This window comes from Bradyrhizobium sp. WBOS07 (assembly GCF_024585165.1).
GTDB classification, from domain to species: Bacteria; Pseudomonadota; Alphaproteobacteria; order Rhizobiales; family Xanthobacteraceae; genus Bradyrhizobium; species Bradyrhizobium japonicum_B.
In genome coordinates this window covers 3612741-3630395 of the sequence record NZ_CP029008.1, presented here as the reverse complement: position 1 = coordinate 3630395, position 17655 = coordinate 3612741, and the positions used below count along the sequence as shown (strand labels likewise).

Annotated in this window: 10 protein-coding genes; 9 read left to right on the top strand and 1 reads right to left on the bottom strand. The window is 65.4% G+C overall.

Annotated features, from left to right (window positions below):
• Positions 1-4 precede the first annotated feature (4 nt).
• The 6 genes from flgK to DCM79_RS17385 all read left to right on the top strand — a co-directional run bounded on the left by flgK (position 5) and on the right by DCM79_RS17385 (position 9042).
• Positions 5-1888: a flagellar hook-associated protein FlgK gene (gene flgK, locus DCM79_RS17410; RefSeq protein ID WP_257175530.1), complete on the top strand. Its 1884-nt coding sequence runs from the start codon at positions 5-7 to the stop codon at positions 1886-1888.
• 21 nt (positions 1889-1909) lie between these two features.
• On the top strand, positions 1910-3793 hold the full coding sequence (locus tag DCM79_RS17405; RefSeq protein ID WP_257175529.1) for a flagellar protein: 1884 nt from the start codon (positions 1910-1912) through the stop codon (positions 3791-3793).
• Between the two features lie 73 nt (positions 3794-3866).
• Entirely contained in the window at positions 3867-4652 is a 786-nt protein-coding gene (locus DCM79_RS17400; protein ID WP_257175528.1) for a hypothetical protein, read from the top strand.
• Positions 4642-6291: a hypothetical protein gene (locus DCM79_RS17395; RefSeq protein ID WP_257175527.1), complete on the top strand. Its 1650-nt coding sequence runs from the start codon at positions 4642-4644 to the stop codon at positions 6289-6291. The genes DCM79_RS17400 and DCM79_RS17395 overlap by 11 nt, the downstream gene beginning before the upstream one ends.
• Position 6292: 1 nt before the next feature.
• Positions 6293-7546: a RimK family alpha-L-glutamate ligase gene (locus tag DCM79_RS17390; RefSeq protein ID WP_257175526.1), complete on the top strand. Its 1254-nt coding sequence runs from the start codon at positions 6293-6295 to the stop codon at positions 7544-7546.
• Positions 7543-9042 carry an aspartate aminotransferase family protein gene (locus tag DCM79_RS17385; RefSeq protein ID WP_257175525.1) on the top strand — a complete coding sequence of 500 codons (1500 nt, stop codon included), beginning with the start codon at positions 7543-7545 and terminating at the stop codon, positions 9040-9042. The genes DCM79_RS17390 and DCM79_RS17385 overlap by 4 nt, the downstream gene beginning before the upstream one ends.
• A gap of 103 nt (positions 9043-9145) precedes the next feature.
• Here the strand turns inward: DCM79_RS17385 and flbT are convergent, their stop codons facing one another.
• A complete protein-coding gene (flbT, locus tag DCM79_RS17380) occupies positions 9146-9601 on the bottom strand; it encodes a flagellar biosynthesis repressor FlbT (RefSeq protein ID WP_257175524.1) in 456 nt (151 codons plus the stop codon).
• A 320-nt stretch (positions 9602-9921) separates the two neighbouring features.
• On the opposite strand from flbT, the gene DCM79_RS17375 reads away from it, so the two are divergent.
• The 3 genes from DCM79_RS17375 (at position 9922) to DCM79_RS17365 (ending at position 17443) form a co-directional block, all read left to right on the top strand.
• Positions 9922-12201: a DUF1522 domain-containing protein gene (locus DCM79_RS17375; protein WP_257175523.1), complete on the top strand. Its 2280-nt coding sequence runs from the start codon at positions 9922-9924 to the stop codon at positions 12199-12201.
• Positions 12202-12557: 356 nt separating this feature from the next.
• Complete coding sequence (locus tag DCM79_RS17370; RefSeq protein ID WP_257175522.1) at positions 12558-14837, top strand: DUF1522 domain-containing protein; 2280 nt, start codon at positions 12558-12560, stop codon at positions 14835-14837.
• Positions 14838-15163: 326 nt separating this feature from the next.
• Positions 15164-17443 (top strand): DUF1522 domain-containing protein, encoded by a 2280-nt coding sequence (locus tag DCM79_RS17365; protein WP_257175521.1) that lies wholly within the window; start codon positions 15164-15166, stop codon positions 17441-17443.
• Positions 17444-17655: the final 212 nt, after the last annotated feature.

Sequence of the window (17655 nt, the reverse complement as noted above, 5' to 3'; positions counted from 1 at the left end):
TGATATGGGTTTGAGTTCAGCCCTCGCCAGTGCGATGAGCGGCCTGCGTGCCAACCAGGCCGCGCTCTCGATCGTCTCCTCGAACGTCGCGAATGCGCAGACGCCGGGTTACGTCGTCCAGACCCCGAACCAGATCGAGGTCACCACCGGCGAGTTCGGCTCGACGGCGATGACCACCGGCGTCAGCCGCCTGCTCGACACTTACGTGCAGAACCAGCTGCGGACCGAGACCGGCGGCAGCGGCTACGCCGATCAGATGGCCAACATCCTGAAGCAGCTTCAGAATGTCTACGGCACGCCCGGCAATTCCGGCACCCTCGAAAGCGCGCTGAACAAGTTCACCACGGCGCTGCAGGCGCTGTCGACCAGCTCGGGTGCCTCGTCGGCGCAGACCGTCGCGCTCGGGGCGGCGCAGGCGCTCGCGACGCAGCTCAACGTCACCACCAAGGGCATCCAGTCGCTGCGCTCCAACGTCGAGCAGGATCTCGGCAACTCGGCGCAGGCCGCCAATGCGGCCATGAAGCAGATCGCCGACATCAACACCAGGCTCCAGGGCCTATCGGCCAACGATCCCTCCGCCGCAACGCTGATGGACCAGCGCGACCAGGCCATCAACACGCTGTCGAAATATGTCGACGTCCGCGTCACCACCGACAACTCGAACCAGGCCAACATCTACACGACGACCGGCATCCAGCTGGTCGGCGCCGGGCTCGCCTCGGAATTCTCCTTTGCCTCCGCCGGCACGCTGTCGGCGACGTCGCAATACAACATCGACCCTGCCAAGTCCGGCGTCGGCGCCTTCAACATCAAGCTGCCGAACGGCTCGCAGGTCGATGTCGTCGCCAACAACGTGGTGTCGTCCGGCCAGATCGCGGCCGACCTGAAGCTGCGTGACGACATTCTGGTGCAGGCGCAGAACCAGATCGACCAGCTCGCCGCCACGATGTCGAGCGCGCTGTCCGACAAGACCACGGCGGGCAGCACCGTCTCCGGCCCGCCGGCCGGCTTCGATCTCGAGCTCGCCGGCGCGCTGCCGGGGAACACGGTCAACATCACCTATACGGACACCGCGACCAACACGCAGCGCCAGGTCACGCTGGTCAACGTGACCGACCCGGCGGCGCTGCCGCTCCAGAACGCGACCAACGCCAACCCGATGCGGATCGGCGTCAACTTCGCCGGCGGCATGGGCGCAATCGCCTCTGCGCTCAATACCGCGCTGTCGGGCTCGCACCTGTCGTTCTCCGCCGCCCCGTCGCCGGCGACCGCCACGACGCTGCGGGTGATCGACGACAATACCGGGCTCGCCAAGGTCGGTTCGGCCTCGACCACCAAGACGATGTCATCGCTGACCTCGGGCAATCCGCAGCTGCCGCTGTTCACCGACGGCGGGCAGGCGCTCTATACCGGCGCGATCACGGCATCGGGCTCGCAGATGACCGGTCTTGCCGGGCGCATCGCCGTGAACACGCAACTGGTGACCGATCCAACCCGGATGTCGGTCTACAATACCTCGCCGGTGACGCCCGCGGGCGACACCACGCGCTCGGACTATCTCTACTCGCAGCTCACCAATGCGGTGTTCTCCTATTCGCCGCAGAGCGGCCTCGGCTCGGCGAGCCAGCCGTTCACCGGCAGCGTCTCGAACTTTCTCCAGCAATTCCTGAGCGTGCAGGCCAACGCCGCGACCCAGGCCACCCAGCTTCAGCAGGGCCAGAGCGTCGTGGTCTCGACGCTCCAGGCCAAGTTCGACTCGACCTCCAAGGTCAACCTGGACTCGGAGATGTCGAACCTGATCCAGCTTCAGAATGCCTATGCCGCCAACGCCCACGTCATGTCGGTGGTGCAGAGCATGATGAACACGTTGATCCAGGCTCAATTGTAACCAGTAACAGGGCTCTGAAAGATGTCGATCAGCAGCATCAACTACTCATCGTCGGTTCTCGGCGCGCAGATCCGCAACATCAATCAGCAGCTCACCGACCTGTCGACGCAGCTCTCGACCGGCAAGCTGTCGCAGAACTATGCCGGCATGGGCACCAACGAGGGCTTCGCGATCGCCGGGCGCGCGCAGCTCTCCAACATCGCCGCCTATACCGACACCATCACCAACGTCAATGTCAGCATCAACCTCGCCAATACCGCGTTGCAGTCGCTGACCAAGATCCGCAGCACGGTGCAGACCGGCTCCGCCAACACGGCGCAGGATCTCAACGTCAACGGCCAGACCATCGCGCAGAACACCGCCGCGGCCCAGTTCGGCTCGATGGTCGGCGTCCTCAACACGCAGACCGGCAACCGCTATCTGTTCTCGGGAACCGCCGTCAACACGCAGTCGGTTACGGATGCCGGCGACATCATCAACGGCACCACGACGCAGGCGGGCTTCAAGACGGTGATGGCGGAGCGCCAGGCCGCCGACCTCGGGGCCAACGGCATGGGCCGTCTGGTGCAGACGCAGCCGACGCCGAGCTCGATTCAGGTGTCGGAAGACGTTGCGGGCTCGCCGTTCGGCCTCAAGCTCAAGGCGGTCTCCTCGACGCTGACGGGCGCGACCGTCACCGGCCCGAGCGGCTCGCCGGTGTCGTTCTCGGTCGATCTCAACGGCAACAACCCGAACAACGGCGACAAGCTCAGCATCCAGTTCACGCTGCCGGACGGCACGACCGAGCAGATCGACCTGACCGCATCCTCGGCGACGCCGACGCCGATCGGCAGCTTCGCGATCGATGCGAGCATCCCCGTCAACCCGACCAATACCGCGACAAATCTCAATGCCGCGCTGAACACCGCGATCACGAAGCTCGCCAACACTTCGCTGGTCGCGGCATCCGCGATCGTCGCCGGCGACAATTTCTTCAATACCGCCAGCTCTGCGATCGGCACGCCGGTCAACAACCAGGCGGCGATTCCGGCGCCCGTCACCGGCGCTACGGCCCTGTCGGGGGCGAGCCCCTCGGATTCGATCTCGCCGGGCTTCGTCGCCGGCGACACCATCACCGTCAACGGCACCACGCTGACCTTCGTGGCCTCGGGCGCGACCGGCAACCAGCTCAACGTCACCGACAGCATCCAGACCCTGCTCGGCAAGATCGACGCCATCACGGGGACGTCGAAGCCCTCGACGGTCCATGGCGGCTCGATCACGATCAACACCGACGATGCGGCGAGCCTCAACATCACCAGCTCCAACACCGGCGCGCTGGGCTCGCTCGGGTTCGGCGCGACGCCCGTGACCGCCACGCAGCCGCCGCTGCGGGTCGGCTCCTCGCCGGCGAGCTCGGCGACGACGCTGGTCAACGGCACGGCCAACACCGTGAAATGGTATCTGGGCAATGACGGGCCCGGCTCGGCGCGCTCGACCGCGATGGCGCGGGTCGACGATGCCATCACGGTGCAGTATGGCGCCCAGGCCAACGAGGACGCGATCCGCCGCCAGTTGCAGGCGATCGCGGTGTTCGGGACGTTCTCGACCTCGCCGACCGGGCAGTATTCGGGCGGGCAGGTCTCGGCGCTGAGCCTGCGGGTGACGCAGGCGCTGACGCAGCAGCCGGGTCAGCAGCGCATCGAGGACATCCAGACAGACATCGCGATGGCCCAGAACACGATGAAGGACGCCTCCACGCGCCAGACCCAGGCCAAGGCGCAGCTCCAGACCATCATCGATCAGGCGGAATCGGCCTCGCCCGACCAGGTCGCGAGCGAGATCCTGGCGCTGCAGAACGCGCTGCAGGCGTCCTACCAGGTGACCTCGAACCTCGCGCAGCTCTCGCTGGTCAAGTTCCTGTAAGGGCCCGCGTTAAGGCGCCGTTAACCATGCCTCTTTACCTCTTGGTGAGGATTGGAGCGGGGCGGAGCTGCCGATGTCGGACAGGATGCAATTGGTGGTGGCGACGCCATGCTTCGGCGGGCAGGTGTCGAGCATCTATGCGAGCTCGATCTTCGCGCTGCAGCGCGCCGTTCACGGCATGTCCAATCTCGAGCTCAAGGTGCTGCTGCGGGACGGCGACGCGCTGATCACCCGCGCGCGGGCCAATCTGGTCGCGATGTTCCTGGACGATCCCAATGCGACGCATTTCCTGTTCATCGACGCCGATATCGGCTTCAAGCCGGAGCAGGTGTTCCGCCTGATCGAATGCGGCGCGGACGTCGTTGCCGGCTGCTATCCGATCAAGCGGATCAATTGGGACAAGGCCGCGCGGGCGATCCAGTCGGGCCGGGCCGACGTGCCGGCGGCTTCGCTGGACTACGTGCTCGAGATCGAGGATCCCGACCGCATCGTCGTCGTCAACGGCTTCACCCGCGTGCGCTATGCCGGCACCGGCTTCCTGATGATCCGGCGCCACGCGCTTGAGGCGATGTGCCGCCACCCGGACTATGCGGGCCTGCAGTTCTTCCGCGAGCATTCGCACGACACGCTGGTCGCGAGCCAGAACCGCTTCGCGCTGTTCGAATGCATGATCGATCCGGCGACCGGCACTTATCTTTCCGAGGACTTCGCCTTCTGCAAGCGCTGGACCGATATCGGCGGCGAGATCTGGGCCGACATCCAGAGCTCGCTCGATCACGTCGGGCCGTCGGTGTTTCATGGCGACATCGCCTCGCAATTCGCACCGGCGCCCGCAACGGCGGCGGTCGATGCGGCCTGAGACTTTCGGGATGAGCACCCGCGCATCCCGCCTGTCAGGAGCGGAACGCGCATCCGACGGCGGTTCGCGGTACCGCCTGCGCGATCTTTTCACGCCCCTCGATACGCTGCTCGTCTCCGGAGGAGAACCGCGGCTGGCGCTCGACGCCGCGGCCCGCCTCAACGTGTATGGCTGCACGGCCGCGCCGGAGCCGGAGATCTGGAATTTCGCCTCCTCGACGGCGTCGACGATTTCGCAGGCTGCCTATGACCGTGTCGCGTTGGCGCGCGAAGAGCTGGTGCACAAATGCCTGTTCGACGAAGTCGAGGTCGCCTTCGACTCGCGCTGCGAGGACATGCGGACCGAGTTGCGCGGCCACCTCCAGCTTCCACCGCGCGTCGAAATCGTGTTCTCGCCCTCCGGCACGGACTCCCAGCTTCACGCCTTGTTCCTGGCGCGCGCGTCGCTCGGGGCGCCGCCGGTGACGATCGTGGTCGGCGCCGACCAGACCGGAAGCGGGACGATCCATGCCGCGCGCGGGCACCATTTCAGCTCCATCACGGCAAGCGGCGTTGCGGTTCGCAAGGACGGCGCGGTGGCGGGGCTCGCCGGCGCCAGTGTTGCATTGCCGCTGCTCGAGGCCGGCCCCGCGCCTGCGATGCGCGGGGATGCCGATGCCGCGGTGCTGCGTGCGGTCGAAGCGAATATCGCGCAAGGCGCGCCCGTGCTGCTCCAGATCATGGATGCATCGAAGCTCGGCTGGCGCGCACCAAGCGCGGCCTGCCTCGATGAGATCGCGCGGCGCTGGCCGCGCAAGGTCCAGATCGTCGTCGATGCCTGTCAGGCGCGGCTCGGGCGCCGCCGGCTGCGCTCCTATCTCGACCGCGGCTACATGGTGCTGATCACGGGCTCGAAATTCTACGGTGGGCCTGCCTTCAGCGGTGCGCTGCTGGTGCCCGAGAGCATGTCGCGGACGCTCGACCAGGCCGAGGGGATCGCGCCCGGCATTTTCGACTATGCCGGCCGTTGCGATTGGCCGATGGCCTGGACGAAGCTGCGTTCGCGCTTCGAGCGCCGGCCGAACTTCGGCCAATGGCTGCGCTGGGAGGCGGCGCTCGCCGAGATTGGCGGCTATTACGCCGTGCCCGCTTCATTCCGCGCAAAGGTGCTCGCCGAGCTCGCTGCCGGCATCGACAGCATGATCGCGTTGTCGCCGTCGCTTCGCTCGGTCGCAACCGCGACCAAAGCAGCCGACGCGGATGACGAGGAATTTGCACAAACTACCATCTTTCCGTTCATGCTGTTGCGCGGCGGCAAGCCGGTTTCGATCGCCGAGACCAACGCGATCCATCAGGCTTTGGCGCGTGACATGAGCCAGGCAATCGGCGGCACCGCGGCGGATCGACAGGTCGCCGCGCACCGCTGCCTGATCGGCCAGCCGGTCCGTCTGGAGCGGCAGGACGCGGCCCCGCAGGCCGTGCTGCGCCTTTGCGTCGGCGCCCGAATAGTGACCGAGGCCTGGTCGCCGGATCCGGCAGAGGCGCAACGCAACGTGCAGCAGGTCCTCGATCGCATCGCCCATGTGCTGGTAAAGATCGAGCTGCTGCTCGACCGTGGCGCAGTCGCTGCCGCGCCGGTAAACTCCGCGTTCGAGGTGTGAGATGCAGCATCCGCTTTCCGCGCCGATCGGCATGATTGCGGCGAACTATGCCGATCGCATCGGCTTTGCGCAGCTGACGCGCCAGGCCTTCGAAGGTGTCGACCTGCATCCGCTGCGCGACCAATTGCTGGCGCGGATCGCGGCGGGGACGGCGTTGGCGGGCGAAGGGCTCGATCTGTCGTTGATCACCCAGCTTCTCGGCGACAAGGATCAGGGGCTTGCGATCCAGTCGGAGGTGCTGGCCTTCCATCAATTGTTTCGCACGCCGAGCGCCGCTCCGAAGCCCGGCCTGCGCGTGCTCGCGCTGGCGGCCGACATCGACATGGGCGGCAACACGCCGATCGATTTTCTGCTCGAAGGCTCCGACATCGAGCTGTTAACGCTCTACGTGGTCAAGGGCGTCGGCCTGCCGGAGAATTTGCCGGAGCACGACGTCGCCATCGTGGTCGCCTCCGATTCCGAGGAATGCCGCGAGGCGCTTGCCTTGATCGGAAAGGCCGCGCCGCATTGGCCGCGGCCGCTGCTCAATCGTCCCGATCGCATCGGCAATCTCGATCGCGACAAGCTGCATCGGCTGCTGGCCGGCGTGCCGGGGCTCGACATTCCCGCGACCATCCACGCGACGCGGGCGCAATTGTCGGAGCTTTCGAGCGGGCGGATCGCCTGCCGGGACATCGCGGGTGAACTGCGCTTTCCGATGATCGCGCGGCCGCGCGGCTCGCATGCCGGCGTCGGACTCGCGAAGCTCGACGATGCGGCGGCGCTCGCATCTTATCTTGGCGAGCGTAGCGAGCAGGATTTCTTCGTCGCGCGTTTCGTCGATTACATGAATCCGGACGGGCTCTATCGCAAATATCGTCTCGCGATGGTCGACGGCAAACCTTACGCCTGCCACATGGCGATCGCCGACCGCTGGGATATCTGGTACCTCAACGCCAACATGGCCTTCAGCGAAGAGAAGCGTGCGGAGGAGGCGATCTTCATGCGCGACTTCGACCACGCCTTCGCGGCGCGCCACAGAAGCGCACTCGACGAGATGAGCAGGCGGGTCGGCCTCGATTATTTCATCGTCGATTGCGCCGAGAACCAGAACGGCGAACTCCTGGTCTTCGAAGCCGACAACACCGCCGTCGTGCACAACATGGATTCGCCAGCCGTGTTTCCTTACAAGCCGCCGCAGATGCGCAAGATTTTTGCGGCGTTCGCGGCGATGCTGTCGCGGTATGCAAGAGTGGGCGAGGGGAGTGCAACATGAACGAGATCGTCCGCAACACGCAGAGCTCCGTGGTGCACGCCTCGCTCGATCCGCAGGACTGGAGCGCGTTTCGCGCGCTCGCCCATCGCATGCTGGACGAGACGATCGACGGCATCGCCAACATCCGGATGCGTCCGGTCTGGCAGCCGATCCCTGACGACGTCCGCGCGGCCTTCAAGGCCGACGTGCCGCGCGAGGCGAGCGACCTCGCCGAGGTCTACCGCGAATTCGCCGATCACGTCGAGCCCTATGCGACCGGCAACGTCCATCCCGGCTTCATGGGCTGGGTGCATGGTGGCGGAACCGCGGTGGGCATGCTCGCGGATATGCTCGCGGCAGGCCTCAACGCCAATCTCGGCGGCCGGGACCATATGCCGATCGAGGTCGAGCGCCAGATCGTCTATTGGATGCGCCGCCTGTTCGCCTTTCCGGATAGCGCGAGCGGCATCTTCGTCACGGGTACCTCAATGGCCAATCTGATGGCGGTGCTGGTGGCGCGCACCGCTGCGCTCGGCGCGTTGGCGCGGCAACACGGCATCGGCAATGACGGTGCGCTCCTCACCGCTTACACTTCGCAGGCCGCACATGGCTGCGTCTCCAGGGCGATGGACATTGCCGGGCTCGGCACCGATGCGCTGCGCAAGGTCGGCGTCGATGCCGATCATCGCATCGACATTGCCGCGTTGCGCGCCCAGATCGCCGTGGATCGCGAGGTCGGCTTCAAGCCGTTCCTGGTCGTCGCCTCCGCCGGCACGGTGGACATCGGCGCGATCGACGATCTCAAGGCCGTCGCGGAGCTGTGCCGCGAGGAGGGAATCTGGTTTCACGTCGACGGTGCTTTCGGTGCGGTTGCGATCTTCTCGCCCGAGCTTGCGCCGCTGCTCGCCGGCATCGAGCTCGCCGATTCCATTGCGCTCGACTTCCACAAATGGGGACAGGTGCCGTACGATGCAGGCTTCCTGCTGGTGCGCGACGGCGAGCAGCATCGGCAGGCCTTTGCACAGCCCGCGGCCTATCTGCGCCGCGAGGCGAGGGGGCTTGCGGCGGGGGCGGTCTGGCCCTGCGATCTCGGCCCCGACCTGTCGCGCGGCTTCCGTGCGCTGAAGACGTGGTTCACCCTGAAGACGTTCGGCATCGACCGGCTGGGTGCGACGATCGCGCGAAGCTGTGCGCTGGCGAAGTATCTCGAGGCGCGCGTGCTGGCCGAGCCGCGGCTGGAATTGCTGGCTCCGGTCAACCTCAACATCGTCTGTTTCCGCTACCGTGCCGACGATGCGGTCAATCGCGAGATCGTCGCCGATATCCAGGAGTCGGGAGTGGCGGCGCCGTCGAGCACGACGCTGGACGGCAGGTTTGCGATCCGTGCCGCGATCGTCAATCACCGCACCGAGGAGGCGGACATCGATGTGCTGGTCGCGGCGGTGCTGGAGTTCGGCGCACGGCGATGCGGCGACGGCGTGATCGAGGTCGAGGCGCCGCCGCTCGCGGCGCAATAGCCCGCGCATGGTTGAAACGACAACGGCCCCGGAGATGATCCGGGGCCGTTATCGTTTGCAGAGCTGGGCCGTTCGCGAGGCTTCGCTGCGCGGACGTTGATGGTCAGGCGGCGGAGCTCACGTCGTCCTTGGCCGCTTCAGCCTTGGCCGCTTCAGGCTTGGGATGGGCGGCCTCGAACTGGCCCCGCAGCTTTTCTTCATAGGCGATCAGCTTGCGGGCATCCTTCAGCGCCCGGTAGAGGTCGCCGTTCAGGATGTTGTTGTTGATGGCCTCGATGATCGGCCAGGCGCTCGGGACCGCGGTGACGATGTCGCGCACCAGGTTGAAATAGGTGCCGTGCTGGGTCTGCGGATCCGGCGAGATGTACATGAGCTGCACCGCCAGGTAGACGAGCTTGGCAGGCGTATCGGCGGTCTCCGGCGTGAGGATGTCGCGCTCGCGCAGGATCGGGACGTTGTCGCCGTCGATCAAGAGACGGGCACGCTGGTCCGTATTGGTAATCACGCAGTTGCCGACGATGATGCGTTCGTGCGGTCTGAGCTCGACCTTGAGGGCCATTGCCTGTTCTCCATCAACGCTTTCGTAACCGAGCGTTCGTTGCGGCCTGCCAAGACGTGATTCTCGCTCGCAACTAGTTAACGAGCTGTAAATTCCCGCCAGTCGCGCCAAAAAACTCAATGATTTCAACGGTGCGGCTGTGTGCTGGCGTAGCGCTGCGCGCGGCATCCCGGACCGAATCACGCGCGACCGGGCAAAAGCACGGGTTTCATTTCATGTTTCGTTAGAGGTCTCGGCGGCACCGTCCGCCGTCGCTGGGTCAATCGCGATCCAAGCAGACGTGTAACAGTAGCGTCGTTTACCAGAAAGGTAACAGAGTCATGTCCGGTATCGTCCTCTCCGCATCGGTTCGTCAGAACCTGCTCTCCCTCCAGTCCACCGCTGACCTCCTCGCCACCACGCAGAACCGTCTGTCGACCGGCAAGAGCGTCAACTCGGCCCTCGACAATCCCACCAACTTCTTCACCGCCCAGTCGCTCGACAACCGCGCCAGCGACATCAACAACCTGCTCGACGGCATCGCCAACGGCGTGCAGGTGCTGCAGGCCGCCAATACCGGCATCACCTCGCTGCAGAAGCTGATCGACAGCGCCAAGTCGATCGCCAACCAGGCGCTGCAGACCACGGTCGGCTACTCCACCAAGTCGAACGTCTCCGCCACGATCTCCGGTGCGACGGCGGCCGACCTGCGCGGCACGACCTCCTATGCGAGCGCGACCGCGAGCAGCAACGTCGTGTTTAGCGGCGCTGCCGGCGGCACCACCGCGGCCACCGGCACCACGACGCTCGGCGCCACCATCGGCACCTTCTCCAGCACGGGCGCAACGGCCGGTGACGGCACCACGGCGCTCGGCGGCACCATGACCCTGATCGCCACCAACGGCACGACCGCGACCGGCCTTGCCGGCAACGCCCAGCCTGCCGACGGCGACACGCTGACCGTGAACGGCAAGACCATCACGTTCCGCAGCGGCTCGGCTCCGGGCTCGACCGGCGTTCCGACCGGCTCGGGCGTCAGCGGCAACATCGTCACCGACGGCAACGGCAACTCGACGGTCTATCTCGGCACCGCCGGTACCCCGGCTGCGACCGTCAACGATCTGTTGTCCGCGATCGATCTGGCCAGCGGCGTCAAGACGGTCTCGATCACCTCGGGTGCGGCGACGATCGCCACGAGCAACGGCCAGACCGCTTCGAGCGTTGCGGCCGGCGCCGTCACGCTGAAGAGCTCGACGGGCGCGGATCTGAGCGTCACCGGCAAGGCCGACCTGCTCAAGGCGCTTGCCCTGACCACGTCGGTGGGCGGCGGCAACGCCACCGTCAATGTCAACCGCACCACCAGCTCGGCTTCGCTGGGTGCGACGATCACGGACGGTTCGACGCTGAACGTCAACGGCCACGTCATCACCTTCAAGAACGCGCCGATCCCGGGCTCGACCGGTGCTCCGAGCGTTCCGACTGGTTTTGGTACGAGCGGTAACGTCCTCACCGACGGTGCCGGCAACTCGACGGTCTATCTGCAGGGCGGCACGCTCAACGACGTCCTGAAGGCGATCGACCTCGCCACCGGCGTGCAGACCGCGACGATCGGCGCCAACGGCGCCGCGACGCTTGCGACCGCCACCGGCCAGACCAACTCGTCGATCAACGCCTCCGGCCAGCTCAAGATCTCGACCGGTGTCAATGCCGACCTGTCGGTCACCGGCACGGGCAACGCGCTGAACGCGCTTGGCCTCGCCGGCAACACCGGGACCGCGACCGCCTTCACGGCGGCTCGCACCTCCGGCATCGGCGGCATGGCCGGCAAGACCTTGACCTTCACCTCCTTCAACGGCGGCACGGCGGTTGACGTCACCTTCGGTGACGGCACCAACGGCACGGTCAAGACGCTCGATCAGCTCAACACCAAGCTGCAGGCCAACAACCTGTCCGCGACGATCGACGCCAACGGCCTGCTGACGATCTCGACCACCAACGACTACGCGTCCTCGACCATCGGTTCGAGCGCCGCGGGTGGTTCGATCGGCGGCACGCTGACCTCGGCGCTGACCTTCTCGACGGCTTCCAGCCCCGTCCAGGATACGGTTGCCCAGACCTCGCGTGCGAACCTGGTCAATCAGTTCAACAACATCCTGAACCAGATCGACACCACGGCGCAGGACTCCTCGTTCAACGGCGTCAACCTGCTGAACGGCGACCAGCTCAAGCTGGTGTTCGACGAGACCGGCAAGTCGAACCTCAGCATCACCGGTGTGACCTACAACTCCAAGGGTCTGGGCCTCGCCTCGCTGACCAGCGGTGTCGACTTCATCGACAACGCTGCCACCAACAAGGTGCTGACCAACCTGAACGCCGCGTCGAGCACGCTGCGCTCGCAGGCCTCGAGCCTCGGCTCGAACCTCTCGGTGGTGCAGGTTCGTCAGGACTTCAACAAGAGCCTGATCAACGTGCTGCAGACCGGCTCGGCCAACCTGACGCTGGCTGACACCAACGTCGAGGCGGCCAACAGCCAGGCGCTGTCGACCCGCCAGTCGATCGCGGTCTCCGCGCTGTCGCTGGCCAACCAGTCGCAGCAGAGCGTGCTGCAGCTGCTCCGCTAAGTCACGGACGACATCGCAAGAAGATTACGGCGGCGGGGCTTCGGCCCCGCCGCTTTCTTTTGGGCGGCATCAAGATGCCGTTCGGCGAAAGGGAACGCTGCATCTGGATGCCGCCAATTGCTCACTCTGAGTTATGGTTGACAAGTCGCAAACGGCTGGCGACGGTACCAAAAAGCATCATCCTATCATGATGATATCGACGAGCGCGTTGCTGCTCCGAATCCGGATATGGTGAATCTTCGCAAGGACTGGCGCGACGCGCTTCATGCTTTGTTAGCCCACAACGTTCACCGTCCCGGCCATCGATTAATCCTAATCGAAGTTTGTTGCGTTGCGTACCAGAAGGGTAACACTCAATGTCCGGTATCGTTCTCTCTTCCTCGGTTCGTCAGAACCTGCTTTCTCTCCAGTCCACCGCTGACCTTCTCGCCACCACCCAAAGCCGTCTGTCGACCGGCAAGAGCGTCAACTCGGCCCTGGACAATCCCACCAACTTCTTCACCGCCCAGTCGCTCGACAACCGCGCCAGCGACATCAACAACCTGCTCGACGGTATCGCCAACGGCGTGCAGGTGCTGCAGGCCGCCAACACCGGCATCACCTCGCTGCAGAAGCTGATCGACAGCGCGAAGTCGATCGCCAACCAGGCGCTGCAGACCACGGTCGGCTACTCCACCAAGTCGAACGTCTCGACCACGATCTCCGGTGCGACCGCGGCGGATCTGCGCGGCACCACGTCGTTCGCCAGCGCCACCGCTTCCAGCAACGTGCTGTATAGCGGCGCGGCCGGCGGCACCACCTCGGCAACGGGCACGACCACGCTCGGCGCCACCATCGGCACCTTCTCCAGCACGGGCGCAACGGCCGGCGACGGCACCACGGCGCTCGGCGGCACCATGACCCTGATCGCCACCAACGGCACGACGGCGACCGGCCTTGCCGGCAACGCCCAGCCTGCCGACGGCGACACGCTGACCGTGAACGGCAAGACCATCACGTTCCGCAGCGGTTCGGCTCCGGGCTCGACCGGCGTTCCGACCGGCTCGGGCGTCAGCGGCAACCTCGTCACCGACGGCAACGGCAACTCGACGGTCTATCTCGGCACCGCCGGTACCCCGGCTGCGACCGTCAACGATCTGTTGTCTGCGATCGATCTGGCCAGCGGCGTCAAGACGGTCTCGATCACCTCGGGTGCGGCGACGATCGCCACGAGCAACGGCCAGACCGCTTCGAGCGTTGCTGCGGGCGCCGTCACGCTGAAGAGTTCGACGGGTGCGGATCTGAGCGTCACCGGCAAGGCCGACCTGCTCAAGGCGCTTGCCCTGACCACGTCGGTGGGCGGCGGCAACGCCACCGTCAACGTCAACCGCACCACCAGCTCGGCTTCGCTGGGTGCGACGATCACGGACGGTTCGACGCTGAACGTCAACGGCCACGTCATCACCTTCAAGAACGCGCCGATCCCGGGCTCGACCGGTGCTCCGAGCGTTCCGACCGGTTTTGGTGCGAGCGGTAACGTCCTCACCGACGGCGCCGGCAACTCGACGGTCTACCTGCAGGGCGGCACGGTCAACGACGTGCTGAAGGCGATCGACCTTGCCACCGGCGTGCAGACCGCGACGATCGCTGCCAACGGCACCGCGACGCTTGCGACCGCCACCGGCCAGACCAACTCGACGATCAACGCCTCGGGCCAGCTCAAGATCTCGACCGGCGTCAATGCCGACCTGTCGGTCACCGGCACGGGCAACGCGCTGAACGTCCTCGGCCTCGCCGGCAACACCGGGACCGCGACCGCCTTCACGGCGGCCCGTACCTCCGGCGTCGGCGGCCTCACCGGCAAGACCTTGACCTTCTCCTCCTTCAACGGCGGCACGGCGGTCAACGTCACCTTCGGCGACGGCACCAACGGCACGGTCAAGACGCTCGATCAGCTCAACACCAAGCTGCAGGCCAACAACCTGTCCGCGACGATCGACGCCAACGGCCTGCTGACGATCTCGACCACCAACGACTACGCGTCCTCGACCATCGGTTCGAGCGCCGCGGGTGGTTCGATCGGCGGCACGCTCACGACTGCTCTGACCTTCTCGACGGCTTCCAGCCCCGTCCAGGATACGGTTGCCCAGACCTCGCGTGCCAACCTGGTCAATCAGTTCAACAACATCCTCCAGCAGATCGACTCGACTGCCCAGGACTCCTCGTTCAACGGCGTCAACCTCTTGAACGGCGACCAGCTCAAGCTGGTGTTCGACGAGACTGCAAAGTCGAGCCTCAGCATCACCGGCGTGACCTACAACTCCAAGGGTCTGGGCCTCGCCTCGCTGACCAGCGGTGTCGACTTCATCGACAACGCTGCCACCAACAAGGTGCTGACCAACCTGAACGCCGCGTCGAGCACGCTGCGCTCGCAGGCCTCGAGCCTCGGCTCGAACCTGACCATCGTGCAGGTTCGTCAGGACTTCAACAAGAACCTGATCAACGTGCTGCAGACCGGCTCGTCCAACCTGACGCTGGCTGACACCAACGTCGAGGCGGCCAACAGCCAGGCGCTGTCGACCCGTCAGTCGATCGCGGTCTCCGCGCTGTCGCTGGCCAACCAGTCGCAGCAGAGCGTGCTCCAGCTGCTCCGCTAATAGCGGACGACATCGCAAGTAAGATCCGGCGGCGGGGCTTCGGCCCCGCCGCTTTTCTTTGGTTACGGCTCGAGATTTGGAGAAGGCAGGCGCGCTTGCAAAAGTAACCAGCGGTTATGGTTAATGGAGCGTAAGCGCGAAGAAATACTAATGATATCAGGCTGATTGCCGATTGCCGCCGGCGCCTTGTTCGCGCTTATGGTGAACCGGCGCTTATGCAGGCGATGCTCGTTTCACCCTTTGTTAGCCATGTCACGGCACGCTGGCCCCGTCACTCGATCCAGAAGCGATCGAACGAAGACGCGTAAGCCAGAAGGGTAAGAGTCATGTCCGGTATTGTTCTCTCTGCGTCGGTTCGCCAGAACCTGCTCTCTCTCCAGTCCACCGCCGATCTTCTCGCCACCACACAGAACCGTCTGTCGACCGGCAAGAGCGTCAACTCGGCCCTGGACAATCCCACCAACTTCTTCACGGCCCAGTCGCTCGACAACCGCGCCAGCGACATCAACAACCTGCTCGACGGCATCGCCAACGGTGTGCAGGTGCTGCAGGCTGCCAACACCGGCCTGACCTCGCTGCAGAAGCTGATCGACTCCGCTAAATCGATCGCCAACCAGGCGCTGCAGACCACGGTCGGTTACTCCACCAAGTCGAACGTCTCGACCACGATCTCCGGTGCGACGGCGGCGGATTTGCGCGGCACCACGTCGTTCGCCAGCGCCACCGCGTCCAGCAACGTTCTCTATAATGGCACCGCCGGCGGCACCACCGCGGCGAACGGCACCACCACGCTCGGCGCCACCATCGGCTCCTTTGCGAGCACGGGCGCGACGGCTGGTGACGGCACCACGGCGCTGGCCGGCACCTTCACGCTGATCGCCACCAACGGCACGACCGCGACCGGCCTTGCCGGCAACGCCCAGCCTGCCGACGGCGACACGCTGACCGTGAACGGCAAGACCATCACGTTCCGCAGCGGCTCGGCTCCGGGCGCGACCGGCGTTCCCGCCGGCTCCGGCGTCAGCGGCAACATCGTCACCGACGGCAACGGCAACTCGACGGTCTATCTCGGCACTGCCGGTACCCCGGCCGCGACGGTCAACGATCTGCTGTCCGCGATCGATCTGGCCAGCGGCGTCAAGACGGTGTCGATCACTTCGGGTGCAGCGACGATCGCCACGAGCAACGGCCAGACCGCTTCGAGCGTTGCTGCGGGCGCCGTCACGCTGAAGAGCTCGACGGGTGCGGATCTGAGCGTCACCGGCAAGGCTGACCTGCTCAAGGCGCTCGCCCTGACGACGTCAACAGGTGCAGGCAATGCCACCGTCAACGTCAACCGCACCACGAGCTCGGCTTCGCTGGGTGCGACCGTCACCGACGGCTCGACGCTGAACGTCAACGGCCACATCATCACCTTCAAGAACGCGCCGATCCCGGGTTCGACCGGCGCGCCGAGCATTCCGACCGGCTATGGCGTCAGCGGCAACGTCCTCACCGACGGCAACGGCAACTCGACGGTCTATCTGCAGGCCGGTACGGTCAACGACGTGCTGAAGGCGATCGACCTTGCCACCGGCGTGCAGACCGCGACGATCGGCGCCAACGGCACCGCGACGCTAGCCACCGCGACCGGCCAGTCGAACTCGACCATCAACACCTCCGGCCAGCTCAAGATCTCGACCGGCGTGAACGCCGATCTGTCGATCACCGGCACCGGCAATGCGCTGAACGTGTTCGGTCTCGCCGGTAACACCGGCAATGCCACTGCGTTCACCGCGGCCCGCACCTCCGGGATCGGCGGCATCGCCGGCAAGACCTTGACCTTCACCTCCTTCAACGGCGGCACGGCGGTCAACGTCACCTTCGGCGACGGCACCAACGGCACGGTCAAGACGCTCGATCAGCTCAACACCAAGCTTCAGGCCAACAACCTGGCTGCGACGATCGACGCCAACGGCTTGCTGACGATCACCGCATCCAACGACTATGCGTCCTCGACGCTCGGCTCGGCGGCTGCCGGCGGTGCGATCGGCGGCACGCTCACCTCGGCCCTGACCTTCTCGACGGCCTCCACCCCCGTCCAGGATGGCGTTGCCCAGACCGCGCGTGCCAATCTGGTGTCTCAGTTCAACAACATCCTCAACCAGATCGACACCACCGCGCAGGACTCCTCGTTCAACGGCGTCAACCTGCTCAACGGCGATCAGCTCAAGCTGGTGTTCGACGAGACCGCCAAGTCGAGCCTGAACATCACGGGCGTGACCTATAATTCCAAGGGTCTCGGCCTCGCGTCGCTAACGGTCGGCGTCGACTTCATCGACAACGCCGCCGCCAACCGGGTGCTGACCAACCTGAACGCCGCCTCGAGCACGCTGCGCTCGCAGGCCTCGAGCCTCGGCTCGAACCTCTCGGTGGTGCAGATCCGTCAGGACTTCAACAAGAACCTGATCAACGTGCTGCAGACCGGCTCGTCCAACCTGACCCTGGCCGACACCAACGTCGAGGCGGCCAACAGCCAGGCGCTGTCGACCCGCCAGTCGATCGCGGTCTCCGCGCTGTCGCTGGCCAACACGTCGCAGCAGAGCGTGCTCCAGCTGCTCCGCTAACAAGCGACTGAAATTACTCACTAAAATCGAGCGGCGGGGCCAGTTGCCCCGCCGCTCTTTTTTGCGTGCCGAGCCGGGCAGGGGCGTTCACCGCGCATTAACCCTATCCCTTAAACCGGCGTTAACCATACTTTAAAGGACACCTCCTAAAACTGGACGAAAGCCCGCTTGCAGACCCGAGCGGCCGATTCGTATCCGGTTCAAGAGGAAGA